14 protein-coding genes and 1 pseudogene are annotated in these 13,856 nt (G+C 71.4%); 5 read left to right on the forward strand and 10 right to left on the reverse strand.

What is annotated here, in order from left to right; translation table 11 throughout:
* Positions 1-107: agmatine deiminase family protein (locus OEY_RS29955; RefSeq protein WP_192811084.1), on the forward strand; the 107-nt coding region annotated here is incomplete at its 5' end.
* 176 nt (positions 108-283) lie between these two features.
* On the opposite strand, the gene OEY_RS0122695 is transcribed toward OEY_RS29955, so the two are convergent.
* Positions 284-1,555 (reverse strand): NADH:flavin oxidoreductase, encoded by a 1,272-nt coding sequence (locus tag OEY_RS0122695; RefSeq protein ID WP_010596054.1) that lies wholly within the window; start codon positions 1,553-1,555, stop codon positions 284-286.
* Between the two features lie 293 nt (positions 1,556-1,848).
* Here OEY_RS0122695 and OEY_RS28865 point away from each other — a divergent pair.
* The 3 genes and pseudogenes from OEY_RS28865 to OEY_RS0122710 all read left to right on the forward strand — a co-directional run bounded on the left by OEY_RS28865 (position 1,849) and on the right by OEY_RS0122710 (position 4,527).
* A pseudogene (locus OEY_RS28865) lies at positions 1,849-3,155 on the forward strand (glutamine synthetase family protein).
* An 80-nt stretch (positions 3,156-3,235) separates the two neighbouring features.
* Positions 3,236-3,586, forward strand: a complete 351-nt coding sequence (locus tag OEY_RS0122705; protein WP_010596056.1) for a hypothetical protein — start codon at positions 3,236-3,238, stop codon at positions 3,584-3,586.
* A 104-nt stretch (positions 3,587-3,690) separates the two neighbouring features.
* Positions 3,691-4,527: a mycofactocin-coupled SDR family oxidoreductase gene (locus OEY_RS0122710; protein ID WP_010596057.1), complete on the forward strand. Its 837-nt coding sequence runs from the start codon at positions 3,691-3,693 to the stop codon at positions 4,525-4,527.
* 63 nt (positions 4,528-4,590) lie between these two features.
* On the opposite strand, the gene OEY_RS0122715 is transcribed toward OEY_RS0122710, so the two are convergent.
* Positions 4,591-5,352 carry an SDR family NAD(P)-dependent oxidoreductase gene (locus OEY_RS0122715; RefSeq protein ID WP_010596058.1) on the reverse strand — a complete coding sequence of 254 codons (762 nt, stop codon included), beginning with the start codon at positions 5,350-5,352 and terminating at the stop codon, positions 4,591-4,593.
* Between the two features lie 173 nt (positions 5,353-5,525).
* Between OEY_RS0122715 and OEY_RS0122720 the strand changes: the two genes are divergently transcribed.
* Positions 5,526-6,302: an SDR family oxidoreductase gene (locus OEY_RS0122720; protein ID WP_010596059.1), complete on the forward strand. Its 777-nt coding sequence runs from the start codon at positions 5,526-5,528 to the stop codon at positions 6,300-6,302.
* A gap of 41 nt (positions 6,303-6,343) precedes the next feature.
* Here OEY_RS0122720 and OEY_RS0122725 read toward each other — a convergent pair whose 3' ends face one another.
* The 8 genes from OEY_RS0122725 to OEY_RS28870 all read right to left on the reverse strand — a co-directional run.
* Complete coding sequence (locus OEY_RS0122725; RefSeq protein WP_010596060.1) at positions 6,344-7,156, reverse strand: MaoC/PaaZ C-terminal domain-containing protein; 813 nt, start codon at positions 7,154-7,156, stop codon at positions 6,344-6,346.
* Positions 7,157-7,172: 16 nt separating this feature from the next.
* Entirely contained in the window at positions 7,173-8,348 is a 1,176-nt protein-coding gene (locus tag OEY_RS0122730) for a lipid-transfer protein (RefSeq protein ID WP_010596061.1), read from the reverse strand.
* On the reverse strand, positions 8,345-8,785 hold the full coding sequence (locus tag OEY_RS0122735) for a MaoC family dehydratase (RefSeq protein ID WP_010596062.1): 441 nt from the start codon (positions 8,783-8,785) through the stop codon (positions 8,345-8,347). The genes OEY_RS0122730 and OEY_RS0122735 overlap by 4 nt, the downstream gene beginning before the upstream one ends.
* Positions 8,782-9,894 (reverse strand): acyl-CoA dehydrogenase family protein, encoded by a 1,113-nt coding sequence (locus tag OEY_RS0122740; protein ID WP_010596063.1) that lies wholly within the window; start codon positions 9,892-9,894, stop codon positions 8,782-8,784. Before OEY_RS0122740 ends, OEY_RS0122735 begins: the two co-directional genes overlap by 4 nt.
* The gene (locus tag OEY_RS0122745) at positions 9,895-10,875 is read right to left on the reverse strand and encodes a bifunctional MaoC family dehydratase N-terminal/OB-fold nucleic acid binding domain-containing protein (protein WP_010596064.1); all 981 of its coding nucleotides are present in this window, start codon (positions 10,873-10,875) and stop codon (positions 9,895-9,897) included.
* Positions 10,872-12,038, reverse strand: coding sequence for an acyl-CoA dehydrogenase family protein (locus OEY_RS0122750; protein WP_010596065.1), 1,167 nt, complete (start codon positions 12,036-12,038; stop codon positions 10,872-10,874). Before OEY_RS0122750 ends, OEY_RS0122745 begins: the two co-directional genes overlap by 4 nt.
* A gap of 99 nt (positions 12,039-12,137) precedes the next feature.
* Positions 12,138-13,022, reverse strand: coding sequence for an LLM class F420-dependent oxidoreductase (locus OEY_RS0122755; RefSeq protein ID WP_010596066.1), 885 nt, complete (start codon positions 13,020-13,022; stop codon positions 12,138-12,140).
* On the reverse strand, positions 13,019-13,856 hold an 838-nt coding region (locus tag OEY_RS28870; protein ID WP_010596067.1), incomplete at its 5' end, for an SDR family NAD(P)-dependent oxidoreductase. The genes OEY_RS0122755 and OEY_RS28870, both read right to left, overlap by 4 nt.

Raw genomic sequence — 13,856 nt, forward strand, 5'->3', positions numbered from 1 at the left:
TCCTGGCGGCCGCCTATCCCGGCCGGCGCGTCGTGGGAGTGGACGCACGGCCGCTCTTCCGCCGCGGGGGCGGCATCCACTGCATCACCCAGCATCAACCGCGGTGACGGGTCCTGCGGTGCCGCCGCGGGACCGCCGCGGCGGCACCGCGCAGGAACGATGCGGCGGCACCGCGCAGGAACGATGCGGCGGTGATGCGCAGGACCGATGCGTCGGCACGTCCGGCATCGACCGGTCCGCTGGGGAGCGCCCGGAACGGATTCCCGAGCCGCGTCGGTGGTCGCTACCGTGCGGCCGTGCGGGACGCGGTGAAGGGCGTCGGACCCGTGATCGCCACGTTCCCCGGGCGCTCATCGGGGACGAGCACACAGTGGGTACGGCCGTAGACGGTGTACATGCACTTGTTGTTGTGGTTGCACCGTCCGGTCACCGCGTGGTCCGCGCGGATGCGCTCGATCAGATCCGGCTCCCGCAGCAGCGCGCGCCCCATGGCGACGAAGTCGAACCCCTCCCGCATTCCGGTGGTGATGTGGTCGTAGTTGTTGATCCCACCCAAGAGGATCAGCGCGGTGTGCTCCATGACGGGAACGAACTGGCGAGCGGACTCGAGCATGTACAGATCCTCGTAGGGATACGAACCCAGCGCCCGTTTGCCGAACAGGCGCACACCCGTCCTGAAGGGTTCCTTCATGACCGACGCGAACTCGTCGACCGGCACGTCGCCGCGGAACAGGTACATCTGCTTGAAGAAGGACGACCCCTGCGTGAGCTCGAGCGCATCGAGGTTGCGGTCCTGGTCGAGCAATTGCGCTGTGCGAAGGGACTCGGTGAGCCAGATGCTGCCGCGGATCCCGTCGTCCATGCTCATCTTCGCGGTGACAGCCACTCGCGTGCCGACCACTTCCCGCACCCGCCGGGCGATCTCACGGACGAAGCGGGAGCGATTGTCGATGCTGCCCCCGTACTCGTCCTTCCTGCGGTTCAGAAGCGGACTGAGAAACGAGCTCGGCAGATACAGATGGCCGAAGTGCAGTTCGATTGCATCGAACCCGGCCTCGACCGCGACGGCGGACGCCTCACCGAATTGATCGACGACCTTCTGGATCTCGGCACGATCGATTTCGCGGCAGTACTCGAAAGACGACGGGTTGATCACCCGGCTCGGTGCCATCGCGGTGACACCTGTGATCTTCTTCGAGGCCACGACACCGGCGTGGCCGAGTTGAGCGGAGATTGCGCCGCCGGCCTCGTGGACGGCATCCGTCAGCTTCCGCAGCCCGGGAAGCGCCTTCCGGTTCATCAGTATCTGGCCGGGCGCGCTGGCGCCCTCGGGAGCCACACAGCAGTACGCGACCGTCGTCATGCCCACCCCACCGCGGACGAAGCCGAGGTGGAAGTCGATCAGGTCGTCGGTCACCAGCCCTTCGGGTGAACGCCCCTCCGACGTCGCGGCCTTGATGATGCGGTTGCGAAGCCGGACAGGGCCCAACATCGTGGGGGCGAACGGATCCCGGGGCGCAGTGGCCGACCCGGTCGAGGTTTCCGAAACGGTCATGACGAGCAGCCCTCCCGACTGATGGAATGTGACCCCACTTACATTCCGCAGGCATCCGTGGCCGTGTCAACGAGCGTCCCTCTCAGCGGACACCCTCGCGAGCTCGATGCTCGTCCGGGACGGCCGCCCCCGGCGACGGTGCGTGACGAGGAGGGCCACCCTTCCGCCGCCGGGGCGGCGTCCACTGCATCCCAGTGTCGACGTGTCCGGTGTCGGCGAAGACGGCCCCCGGGACCCGCCCCCGCCTCTACTGTGTCTTCGGGACGGCCGGCGGCGCGTGCGGGAGGTTTCCAGTGACGGAGGAACGACCCGACACCGGGACGGCAGATCGGATCGTCGGTTCGATCGTCGACTCGACCGGCATCTGCCGTGCGAAAGCATTTCCCGCGCACATGCTTCCGTGGTTCGTCGAGGTCGGCGCCGGGGCGTCGCCGAGCTGGGCGGTGTCTGCGTCGACGACCACCTGGCGTTCACACCGTCGCTGTCGGTGACGGGTGATCTGCGGCTCCGGATCGACCGCGACCGGCTCCGGTCCGTCGGCGACGGGATCCAGTGGGCTCCTGCCGATCTGTACGACCAGGACGGGACCCGGTCGTCGCTGTGCACCCGCGGGGTGCTCGAGCGCGTCGTGGACGCTCTCGCCGGGATCGGGGTGCAGGCCCGGATCGGGCACGAGGTGGAGTTCACGCTCGTCGGCGGGCACGGCGAGTGGGCCGCATACGGACTCGGCGCCGTCCTCGGGCAGGACGAGTTCGTCGCCGACCTGCTGCGTGCCGCCGCAGGCGCCGGACTGGGGATCGAACAGATCCACGCCGAGGCCGGTGCGCAGCAGTTCGAACTGTCCCTGTCGCCCGCCGACCCGGTCGGCTCGGCCGACGACCTCGTTCTCGCGCGCATCCTGATCGGTCGCACCGCGCGCGTCCACGGGATGCGCGCGTCGTTCTCCCCTGTGCCCGTCGCCGGTGGGTCGGGCAACGGCGCGCACGTCCACGTATCCTTCACCCGGGACAGGCGGCCGCTGCTGTCCGGCGGCGACGGCCCGCACGGGATGACGGACGCGGGCGGCAGCGTCGTCGCCGGCATCCTGCGCGCTCTCCCCGACTTCGGTGCCGTCCTCACCGGGTCCGTGCTCTCACATCTGCGCCTGCGGCCGGGCATGTGGGCGGGCGCCTGGTGCTGCTGGGGACTCGAGAACCGCGAGGCCGCGGTGCGGCTGTGCGCCTTCACCCCCGGCAATCCGCACGGCGCGCATCTCGAGGTCAAGCCGGTGGATCCGTCGGCCAACCCGTACCTCGCCTGCGCGGCGATTCTCGGGGCCGCGCACGCCGGGCTCGCCGATGCGCTGCCGGTGCCGGTGGAGGTCCCGGTCGATCCGGCCCGGCTCACCGATGCCGAACGCGCCGCGCTCGGCGTCGACCTGCTGCCCACGAGCCCCGACGACCTGCTCGCGGCCCTCGCCTCGTCGCGGCTCGCCGGGGCCCTGTTCGGGCCGTCGCTGCTCGAGGCGCTGCTGGCGGTGAAGAGCTACGAGTTCGGCGAGTACCGCGCGCGGCCGCCAGCCGAGCTCGCGGAGCGGTTCCGCTTCGCATGGACCCCCTGAGTGCGTGGCGAATTTCACCGTAACGAGCGTGCGGGGACCGCCGATCTACGGCCGTCGGTAACTGTGGAGAACGGACGACCATGCACAACCTCGACTCGGTGGACCCCCTCGCGGCCACCCAGCCCATCGCCAAGCTGCTCGCCCCGAGCGAGCCGGCCGCGGCACCCGCGTCGCATCCTGCCGCCCCGGCCCCGATCTCCGGTGCCGAGGGCCGGCGCGTCAAACGGCTCACCTACGGTGACGAGCCCCGCGGGCGCTCGTGGCGGCCGGATCTGTGGACGGTCGTCGGTGTGCTGGCCGTGCTGCTGGCGGTCGCGTTCGTCGTCGTCGCGGTGCTCGTCTCGGGGAACCGGTCGCAACCGTCGTACCGGCCCGGTTACGCACCGTCGGGCATGGGCCTTGCGTTCGTGCCCGTCGCAGCCGTCGCGTGAGGACCCGCGACCTGCCCTCCTCCCGCTGAGCGGGATCGCCGGAGTGTCGACGCCCTCCCGGGGCAGCAGCATCGACCTGCTGACCGAGTAGGAGGAGTGAATCGATGAGTGAATTCGAAGGCCGGGTCGCGCTGATCACGGGCGGGGCACGCGGACAGGGACGCAGCCACGCGGTGGCACTGGCCGAGCGCGGCGCCGACATCGTGCTGTGCGACCGGTGTGCCGACAGCCCGGTGGTGCCGTACCCGCTGGCCACCGAGACCGACCTGGAGGAGACCGCGGAGGCGGTGCGCGCCACCGGGCGCCGGTGCCTCACCGCGAAGCTGGACACCGCGGACCGCCCGGCGATGGACGAACTCGTCGCGCAGGCGCACGCGGAGTTCGGCCGGATCGACATCGCGGTCGCGAACGCCGGAGTGTCGGTCGCCGCCCCGATCCAGTCGATGACCGAGGCACAGTGGGCCGAGGCGATCGGATCGAACCTGACCGGGGTGTTCAACACGGTCGGGTCGGTGGCACCCGGCATGGTGGAGCGCGGGTACGGCCGGATCGTGACGATCTCGTCGATGCTCGGGCGCGCGGGCAGCACCAACATGGCAGCGTACAGCGCGTCGAAGTGGGGCGTGATCGGCCTGACCAAGAGCGCCGCGCTGGATCTGGCTCCGCACGGGATCACGGTGAACGCGATCGCCCCCGGGAACATCTCGACGCCGATGATCCACAACGACTTCCTCTACGGCCTGATGCGCCCGGACCTCGAGCACCCCGGCGCCGACGACGTGGCGCCGGTCTTCCAGAGCCTGCACGCACAGCCGGTGCCGTGGCTCGATCCCGCGGAGATCACCCGCGTGGTGCTGTTCTTCGCCGCCGAGGCGAGCGCCCACATCAGCGGCACCGTGCTGCCGGTCGACGCCGGCAACGCGGGCCGGGTAACCGGATAGGCGCCTCCGGTGCCGGTGCGTCCTTTGGGCGGCCAGGGCAGCCCAAAGGACGCACCGGGGGCGTCAGCCCCAGCGGGACTGACCGCCGTCGAGGGGGATGGTCGCGCCGGTGAGGTAGCCGGCGTCCTCGCCGACGAGGAAGACGACGGCCCGGCCGATGTCGGTCTCGGGATCGCCGATGCGACGCAGGGGGATTCCGGCGCGGAACTCCTCGGCCTCCTCGGGGTTGCGTTCCATCCACCGCTCGAGTCCCGGCGACAGGGCGTGGGGGGCGATGGCATTGACGCGGATGCCGTCGACGCCCCACTCGCACGCCGCGGCACGGGTCAGCGACCGCATGCCCTCCTTGATCGATCCGTAGACGCCGTAGTTGCTCGCGTCCCACCGGACCGCCGCCGAGGTGACGAGGTTGACGATTGATCCGCCCCCGCGTTCCTTCATCACCGGGTAGCAGGCCCGCATCAGCCGCAGCGTCGCGAGCGGTCCGGTGGCGAAGGACCGCTCGAACTCGTCGTCGGTGAACGACAGCAGCGGTCCGGGCCGGCAGTCGTTGGCGTTGTTGACCAGGATGTCCACGCCGCCGAAGTGCTCGACGGTGCGCTGGACCGCCGCGTCGACGTCGTCGGGGTTGCTGACGTCGCAGCGCACGGCGAGTGCCTTGCCGCCGAGCTCCTCGATCGCCTCGGCCGTCGAGATCACCTTGGATTCGGTGCGGCCCGCCGCCGCGATCCGCACGCCCTCCTTGGCGAGGGCGAGGGCGATGCCCCGGCCGATCCCCTGCCCCGCGCCCGTGATGAGCGCGACCTTGCCGTCCAGCTTGCTCATGTGTCCTGCTCCGGTTCTCTCGCCACTTCGGAAGTCCTGGTGCGTCCCAGGCTCCCCGTCCACTATCCTTGACCAAGCACTTGCTTGTCTATGTCGGTTTCCACCGTCGCCCGCGAAAAGCGTCGGACGGCAAGCAGTCTCGAACCGCTCCGAACTCGCAGAAAGGTAGCCACGTGCACCTTCCCAATCCTGCCGACCACACCGGGCGCGCCGTGATCGTCACCGGCGGCACCAAGGGCATCGGCTTCGTCGTCGCCGAGCACTTCCTCGCCGCCGGCGCCGACGTCCTGGTCTGCGCCCGCAACGAACCCGAGACGCTGCCCGCGGTCGACGGCCGCAGCGCCGCGTTCCGGGCCGTCGACGTGCGCAACCCGGCCGACGTGGCCGGCCTCGTCGACGACACCGTCGCCCGGTTCGGCCGGCTCGACGTGCTCGTCAACAACGCCGGCGGGTCGCCGGACGCCGACGCCGCCACCGTCTCCCCGCGCTTCGTGGAGAAGATCGTCGCACTGAACCTGCTCGCCCCGTTCTACGCCGCGCAGGCCGCCAACCGGGTGATGCAGGAACAGCCCGAGGGCGGCGCGATCGTCAACATCGGCAGCGTCTCGGCGCACGACCCGCAGCCCGGCACCGCCGCCTACACCGCCGCCAAGGCCGGCCTGCTGGGCCTGACGAAGGCTCTCGCCCTCGAATGGGCCCCGAAGGTGCGCGTCAACCACATCACCACCGGCCTGATCCGCACCGAGGCCGCCGCGTCGGTGTACGGCGACGACGGCGGCGCCGCCGTGACCCGGACCCTGCCGATGGAGCGGATGGCGGTCCCGTCGGACATCGCCCGGGCCTGCCTGTTCCTCGGCAGCGACCTGGCGGCCTACGTCAACGGCGCCGACCTCGCCGTCCACGGCGGCGGCGAGTTCCCGGCCCGGTACATGGCCCTGCACGGGAAGTGACCGCGCGGATCGGTGCCCGGATGCCGGGCACCGATCCCACGTCACGCGAACGACGCCCGCGCCCCCGAGATCACGGCCCGTCCGTCCCCGACCACCTCGAACGCCACGTCGTCGCGTCCACCCCAGGCCCGCAACTCGGCGACGTCGCCGGGGAACACCGGCGCCGCGAAGCGGCCCTGCAGCGCGGTGAGATCCGCCGGATGCGCACCGACGAGCCGCGCCAGCGGCAATGTCGCCGCCGCGAGCGTGCACAGCCCGTGCATGATCGGACGCGGTTGCCCGATCCGCGCGGCCGCCTCCGGGTCGATGTGGATGTGGTGCCGGTCGCCGGTGAGCCGGTAGAGCGCGGCCTGGTTGGCGGCGGTGACCAGAGGCGCGGTCAGCTCCGGCTCGCCCTGCGGGGCCGCCGGCTTCGACGGGCCGCGCTCGCCGCCGAACCCACCCGCGCCGGGCGCGAAGATCGACCAGGTCGCGACGAAGTACTCGCACTCGACCCGGACCTCGAACACGGCCGCGGCGCCCTTGTCCCACACCTCACCCACCGACGCCCGCAGCTCCACCTCGCCGCGGCGCGGCAGCGGAGCCAGCACGGTCAGCTCCTGCGAGCCGTGCAGCGCGGTGCCGGTGTCGAACGCGCCCCGCGAGCCCAGCTCGTCCGGCGCCCACTGGGCGAGGGTCAGCGCGAACGTCGGCAGCACCCGCAGCCGGTCCTCGAGCACCAGGTCCAGGTCGGTGGCCGGCTGGGCGCCGACGGCGAGCGCGTACAGGATCGCGTCGCGCTCGTCGTAACTCACCGTGCGGGTGCCCAGGTCGGCGCCGCGCCACGCACCGGCCTTCTGCTCCACTGCCGTCATGTCGTGTCCTTCCGGTTCAGGCCGCGCCGAGGATCAGGCCGGAGGTGGGAACCGCGGTTCCCGCCGTCACCAGCACGTTCTCGACGCCGTCGGGTTGGTTGGTGGAGGTGCCGCGCAGCAGGCGCACCGCCTCGGCGATGCCGTTGACGCCGTGCAGATACGCCTCGCCGACCTGCCCGCCGTGGGTGTTGGACGGCAACCGGCCGCCGAGCTCGAGATTGCCCTCGCGGATGAAGTCCTTCGCCTCGCCGGGGCGGCAGAAGCCGAGTTCCTCGAGCTGCGGCAGCACCAGCGGGGTGAAGTGGTCGTAGAGGATCGCGGCGTCGATCTCGTCCGGGCTCAGGCCGCTCTGCGCGTAGAGCTGGCGGCCGACCAGACCCATCTCCGGGATGCCGGAGATGTCCGGACGGTAGTAGCTGGTCATCATGTGCTGGTCCTTGCCGGAGCCCTGCGCGGCGCCCTTGACCAGGACCGGTGTGTGCCGCAGGTCCCGGGCCCGCTCGGCGGAGACGACGACGAGCGCCTGCCCGCCGTCGGTTTCCTGGCAGCAGTCGAGCAGGTGCAGCGGCTCGGCGATCCACCGCGAGTTCTGGTGGTCCTCGAGCGTGATGGGCTTGCCGTAGAACCACGCCGCGGGGTTGTTCGCGGCGTGCTTGCGGGCGACGACGGCGACCCGGCCGAAATCCTCGCTCGTGGCACCGTACTGGTGCATGTACCGGCGGGCGAACATCGCGACCCACTGGGCGGGAGTCGCCAGTCCCTGCGGGGTCAGCCACGCGTAGGCCGCGCGGTCGGCGGTCGAATCCATCGGCCGGTCGTGCTGGCCGAGACCGAACCGGACCCCGGAACGTTCGTTGAACGCACGGTAGACCACGACGACCTCGGCGACGCCCGTCGCGACGGCCATCGCGGCCTGCTGCACGGTCGCGCAGGCCGCCCCGCCGCCGTACCCGATGCGGGAGAAGAACTTCAGTTCCCCGAGTCCGCAGTTGCGGGCGACGAGGATCTCGCCGTTGGTCTCCATCGTGTAGGTGGCCAGGCCGTCGACCTCGGACGGGTCGATGCCGGCGTCGGCCAGCGCCGCGACGATCGCCTCGCACGCGAGCTGCAGCTCGGAGCGGCCGGACTTCTTGGAGAACTCGGTGGCGCCGATGCCGACGATCGCGGCGGCACCGGAGAGCGGGGTGGTCATCGGGTTCCTCCCGGCCGGTCGGTGAAGGCGATCGTGACGGTGCCGGCGGCGTGGTCGCCGAGGCTGTTGGCGCCGCGGACGCGGACCTCGACGAGCCCGTCGGACTTGCCGACCACCTCACCGGTCATCGTCATGGTGTCGCCGGGGTAGTTCGGTGCGCCCAGGCGGATCTTCACCCGCCGCACCACGGCGCACGGACCGGCCCAGTCCGTGACGAACCGGCCCACCAGGCCGTTGCTGGTGAGGATGTTCATGAACACGTCCTTCGATCCGCGCTCGCGGGCGAGTTCGGGATCGTGGTGGACGTCCTGGAAGTCGCGGGTCGCGAGGGCGGTCGCGACGATCAGGGTGCGGGTGAGCGGGATCGCGAGTTCGGGCAGCACCTCGCCGATCTCGATGTCGTCGTAGCTGCGGTCCGTGGACACGGTGGCGGTCATGCCACCACCTCGACCCCGGCAGCGAGCTGGGCACCGAGCCGCGCCAGATCCGACGCGGACCCGCCGAGGGTGGCGCCGATCTGCTTGCCCCACAACAGGTGCCGATGCACCGGATAGTCGGTGTCGACGCCCATTCCGCCGTGCACGTGCGTCGTGCGGTGTACGACGCGCTGACCGCCGTCGGTGGCCCACCACTTGGCGACGAGCACCGATGTGCCCGGGTCCGCGCCCTCGGTGAGCAGCCACGCCGCCTGCCACAGCGTCACCCGCATGGCCTCGAGGTCGATGTAGCAGTCGGCGAGCTGATGGCCCACCGCCTGGAACGTCGCGAGCGGACGCCCGAACTGCATGCGCCCGTTGAGGTAGGTGACGGCCTGCTCGACCGCCCCGGCACCGACACCGAGCTGCAGGGCGGCGAGCGCGAGCTCGACGCGGTCGAGCAACCACTGCACCGCGGTGCCGTCGGCGGGGCCGAGCAGCTCGGCGGGCGCCGCGTCGAACGTGACGTTGCCGCAGATCTCCCACGTGGTGGACTGCGTCTGCTCCACTGCGACACCGTCACCGGCGAGGTCGACGACGAACAGCGCGGCACCGGCCGGCGTCGTCGCCGACACGATCGCGCGCTCCGCGACGTGGGTGACCGGGACGGCGGCCTTGGCGCCGGTCAGGTGCCACCCGCCGCCGGTCTCGGTCGCGGTGGTCGCCGGAGCGCCGTCGACGTACGGGCCGAACTCCTCGAGCCCGATCGTCAGGAACCGGCTGCCGTCGGCGACGCCGGGAACCAGCGCGGTGCGCTGCGCGTCGGTGCCGAACTCGACCACCGCCAGGGCGGCGAGCACGGACTGCCAGATCGGGACGGGCGCCACGTGCCGGCCCTGCTGCTCGAGCAGCACGTACAGCTCCGACAATCCGAGACCGCCGCCGCCGAGCTCCTCGGGCAGGGCGACGCCGAGCAGACCGGTGGTGGCGAGTTCGCGCCACAGCTCCCGGTCGACGCGCTCGTCGCCGAGCTCGACCTGCTTGACCCGGTCGATGCCGGCCTTGCCGGTGAAGACCTCGTGGGCGAGGCCGCGAATCGCTTCCTGCTCTTCGCTGAAGTTGAAATCCATCTACGAGTCCTCCCGTGCGGCCGGCCGGAACGCGGGCAGCGTCAAATCCGGGTCGGCGTCGATCCAGTCCAGTTCCACCGGCATGCCGATCTCCACCGCGTCCGGCGCGACACCGGTCATGTTCGCGATCAGGCGGGTGCCCTCCTCGAGTTCGATCGTCGCCACGACGAGCGGGTACTCGAAGCCGGGAATCTGCGGGTGGTGGTTGACCACGAAGCTGTAGACGGTGCCGCGGCCCGACGCGTCGACGGTGTCCCAGTCGAGCGAGCGGCACTGCCCGCACATCGGTCCCGTCGGGTGCCGCAGGGTGCCGCACGACGTGCAGCGCTGGATCACCAGCCGGTGCTCCTTCGCCGCCTCGAACCAGAAGGCGTTGTCGGCGTTGAGCGCCGGGCGCGGACGCAGCCCCTTCGGCTTCGCCTGCGCCGCATCGTCAGGCTGCGCCGTGTCCTTCGGCTGCGCCGTGTCCTTCGGCCGGAAACGGAGGGTGCGCCACCGCTGGGTGGCGACGACCTCGCCGGCGCCGTTGCGGTACGTCTTGAGCGTGGTCACGAAGTGCCCGGCACCGAGCCCGGTCCTCTTCTCCTCCGAGATCGACTCGATCACCTCGGTGAGCGAGACCCGGTCGCCGGGGCGCAGCTCGGTGAAGAACTCGAAGTCCGAGTCGGTGGCGACGACGGAGGTGAACCCGGCGGCGTCCAGGGTGGCGATCAGGTCGGTCCACACCTGCGACGGGTCGTTGTTCGCCATCTTGTCGGTGAAGGTGCGCATCGTCCACACCTGCGTCATGAGCGCGGGGGCGACGGCACCGTCACGGCCGGTGGCGCGGGCGGCCTCGTCGTCGAGGTAGATCGGGCAGGTGTCGCCCATCGTCTCGACCCAGTGCCGGATCATCGGGGTGTTGACCTCGTCCGGCCCCCACGTGGTGGGGGTCAGGGTCTGCCCCTCGAACGCCCGCAGCGTGGTCAGCAGTTCGCTCACTTGACCCTCTTCTCCCGCACGAGGCCCAGGCCCATGGTGCCGACCATGTCGCGCAGGACCTCGTTGACGCCGCCGCCGAACGTGTTGACCATGCCCTGCCGGGAGATCTGCTCGATCTGACCGGCCAGCACCGCGCCCGGCGATTCGGGACGGATGCGACCGGCCGCGCCGAGGATGCCCAGCAGCGTCCGGTACACGTCGACGTGGGTCTCGGTGCCGTACACCTTGGTGGCACCGGCGTCCGCGCCCGAGAGGGTGTCGGCCGCGACGGCGGCGGTCATCTTCCAGTTCAGCAGCCGCATCGCCTCGAGCTTCGCGTGGGTGCGGGCGAATTCCTGCTGCACCCAGGGAATCTCGATGGCGCCGTTCTCCTTCGCCCAGTCCAGCACCTGATGCCACAGCCCGTAGGTGCGGCCGCCGATCGCGGCCAGGCCGATGCGCTCGTGGTTGAGCTGGGCGGTGATCAGCGGCCAGCCGCCGTTGATCTCCCCGACCACGTCCCGGTCGGGGACGCGGATGCCGCTGTAGTAGGTGGCGGTGACCGACAGGCCGCCGACGGTGTGGATCGGCGACCACGAGAACCCGGGCGCCTCGGTCGGCACCATGAGGATCGAGATCCCGCGGTGCTTGGGGGCGTCGGCGTCGGTGCGGCACGCCAGCCACACGTAGTCGGCGGTGTTGGCGCCCGAGGTGAAGATCTTGTTGCCGTCGACCACCCACTCGTCGCCGTCGCGCACCGCGCGGGTCTTCAGCGACGCCAGGTCGGTGCCGGCCTCCGGCTCGGTGTAGCCGATGGCGAAGACGATGTCGCCGGAAAGGATGCCGGGCAGGAAGCGGTCCTTCTGCTCCTGCGTGCCGTACTTCATCAGGGTCGGGCCGACCGTGTTGACGGTGACGAACGGGAACGGCAGGCCCGCGCGCTGCACTTCGTCGAAGAAGACGAACTGCTCCTCGATGGACCGGCCCTGCCCGCCGTACTCCGTGGGCCAGCCGATCCCCAGCCAGCCGTCCTTGCCGAGCAGCGTGACGACCTCGCGGAAGTGCTCGCCCCCCACTCCCTGCTCACCGGCGCGGCGACGCTTGTCCTCCGGCAGCAGCGACGCGAAGTAGGCGCGCAGCTCCCTCCTGAGCGCGACCTGCTCCGGGGATTCCTTCAGATCCATCGCGAATTCTCCTAGCGACCGAATGTCGTTGTGACCTCGGACGCTAGTCAGCGGGGCCGCCGAGCGGGCGGACCGTCTCGGACAGCGGGAACCGCCCGGTCAGACCCGGCCGAGGCGTTCGGCACAGGCGGCCATCTCGTCGACGACCCGGTTCAGCGTCCCGGCCTTCGGCGACGCCGACAGCACCATCCGCGTCGCCCCGAGGGCGCGGGCCCGGTCGATGCGGGCCTCGTCGAGCCGCGGCAGCGTCGCCCCGAGCACCAGTTCCACGGCGCCGGGATCGCGGCCGGCCGACTCGGCGGCGCGGCGCATCTGCCCGATCGCCCGATCGAGATCCTCCCCGGCCAGGCCGAGCGGCTGGGAACCGGCGCCCAGGCGACCGGCCCGGCGGGCCGCGGCGGCGCTGTGCCCGCCGATGTACAGCGGCACCCCGCTCTCGCGGTGCGGCTTCGGCCAGCTGTGGGCGCCGCGGAAGGAGTAGAACTCGCCGTCGAAGTCCGCTCCCGCCGGGTCGGTGCCGGCCCACAGGGTGCGCATCACGGCGATCGCCTCGTCGGCGATCTTTCCGCGCCGGTCGAAGTCGCCGCCGCACGCCTCGATCTCCTCCCGCATCCAGCCCAGCCCCAGGCAGATCCGGACGCGGCCGCGGGAGAGCCGGTCGAGGGTGGCCAGACGCTTGGCCAGCACCACCGGATGGTGGTTGGGCAGCACCAGCACGCCCGTGGCGAGACCGAGGTCGGTGGTGGCACCGGCGACGAACGACAGCAGCTCGAGCGGGTCGGGCAGGTCGCAGTCGTCGGGCAGGTGGGACTTGCCGGTCGGCGAGTACGGATACGCGCTGCCGGTGTTCGCGATCACCACGGAGTGCTCGACGGCGGAGATCTCGTCGAACCCCAGTTTCTCCGCGGCACGCGCGAATTCGAGGATCCACTCGGGGTCCCCGCTGTGTCCCAGCTCGATCGGCACCACCACACCCAGCTTCACGTACGTCCGTCCTCTCGTGCCGCCGCTCCCCGAGCGGTCGTCTCCTCGATCAGTTTCGGCGCCCACACCACCTTGCCGAGCAGCCGGTCCGCCTCGGGCGCGGTCGCCAGCCACACCGCGGCGGCGGCGGGCACCGTCGCCGGCACGGCCTCGAATCCGGCGTCCTCGACGGCGCGCGTGCCGCCCCGGGCCCGGCCGGCCTCGGTGACGACGAACCCGGGGCTGAGGTTGAACGCCCGGATCCCGCGGCCCCGGTACTCGGCGTTGATCATCCCGGCGATCCGGGCGAACGCGGCCTTCGACGCGGCGTACGACAGGCCCCAACCGCCCTCCCCGGGTGGGGCGGGCGGGTCGATCGCCGCCGACCCGGACACCAGATCGATCACCACACCGCTGCCGCGGTCGAGCATCGCCGGCAGCACCGTCTGCATCAACGCCACCTGGTGCAGGTAGTTGCCGTCGATCATGGCTGCGGCGTCGGCGAGGTCGATGTCGAGCAGCCGGTCCATGTTCCCCGCGGTCTGCGCGTACGCGTTGGCGACCAGCACGTCGACCCGGCCCCACGCGTCCAGGACGCGCCGGCCCGCGCCGCGCACCGATTCGACGTCGAGCAGGTCCATCGGGACGGGCAGCGCCCGCACTCCCAGTGCCTCGATCTCCGCGGTGGTGGTCTCGAGGCTGCCGGGCACGGCGATGGGTTCGTCGCCGTCGCGGCGGCTGCGGGGCGGCACGGCGCCCTGGCCCTCGCGGACCGTGCGGGCGGTGACGGCGACGTCGAAGCCCGCACGGGCGAACGAGAGGGCGGTCTCGCGTCCGATGCCGCGGCTGGGGCCC

Source organism: Rhodococcus sp. P14 (assembly GCF_000256505.1).
In the GTDB taxonomy this organism is placed as follows: Bacteria; Actinomycetota; Actinomycetes; order Mycobacteriales; family Mycobacteriaceae; genus Rhodococcus; species Rhodococcus ruber.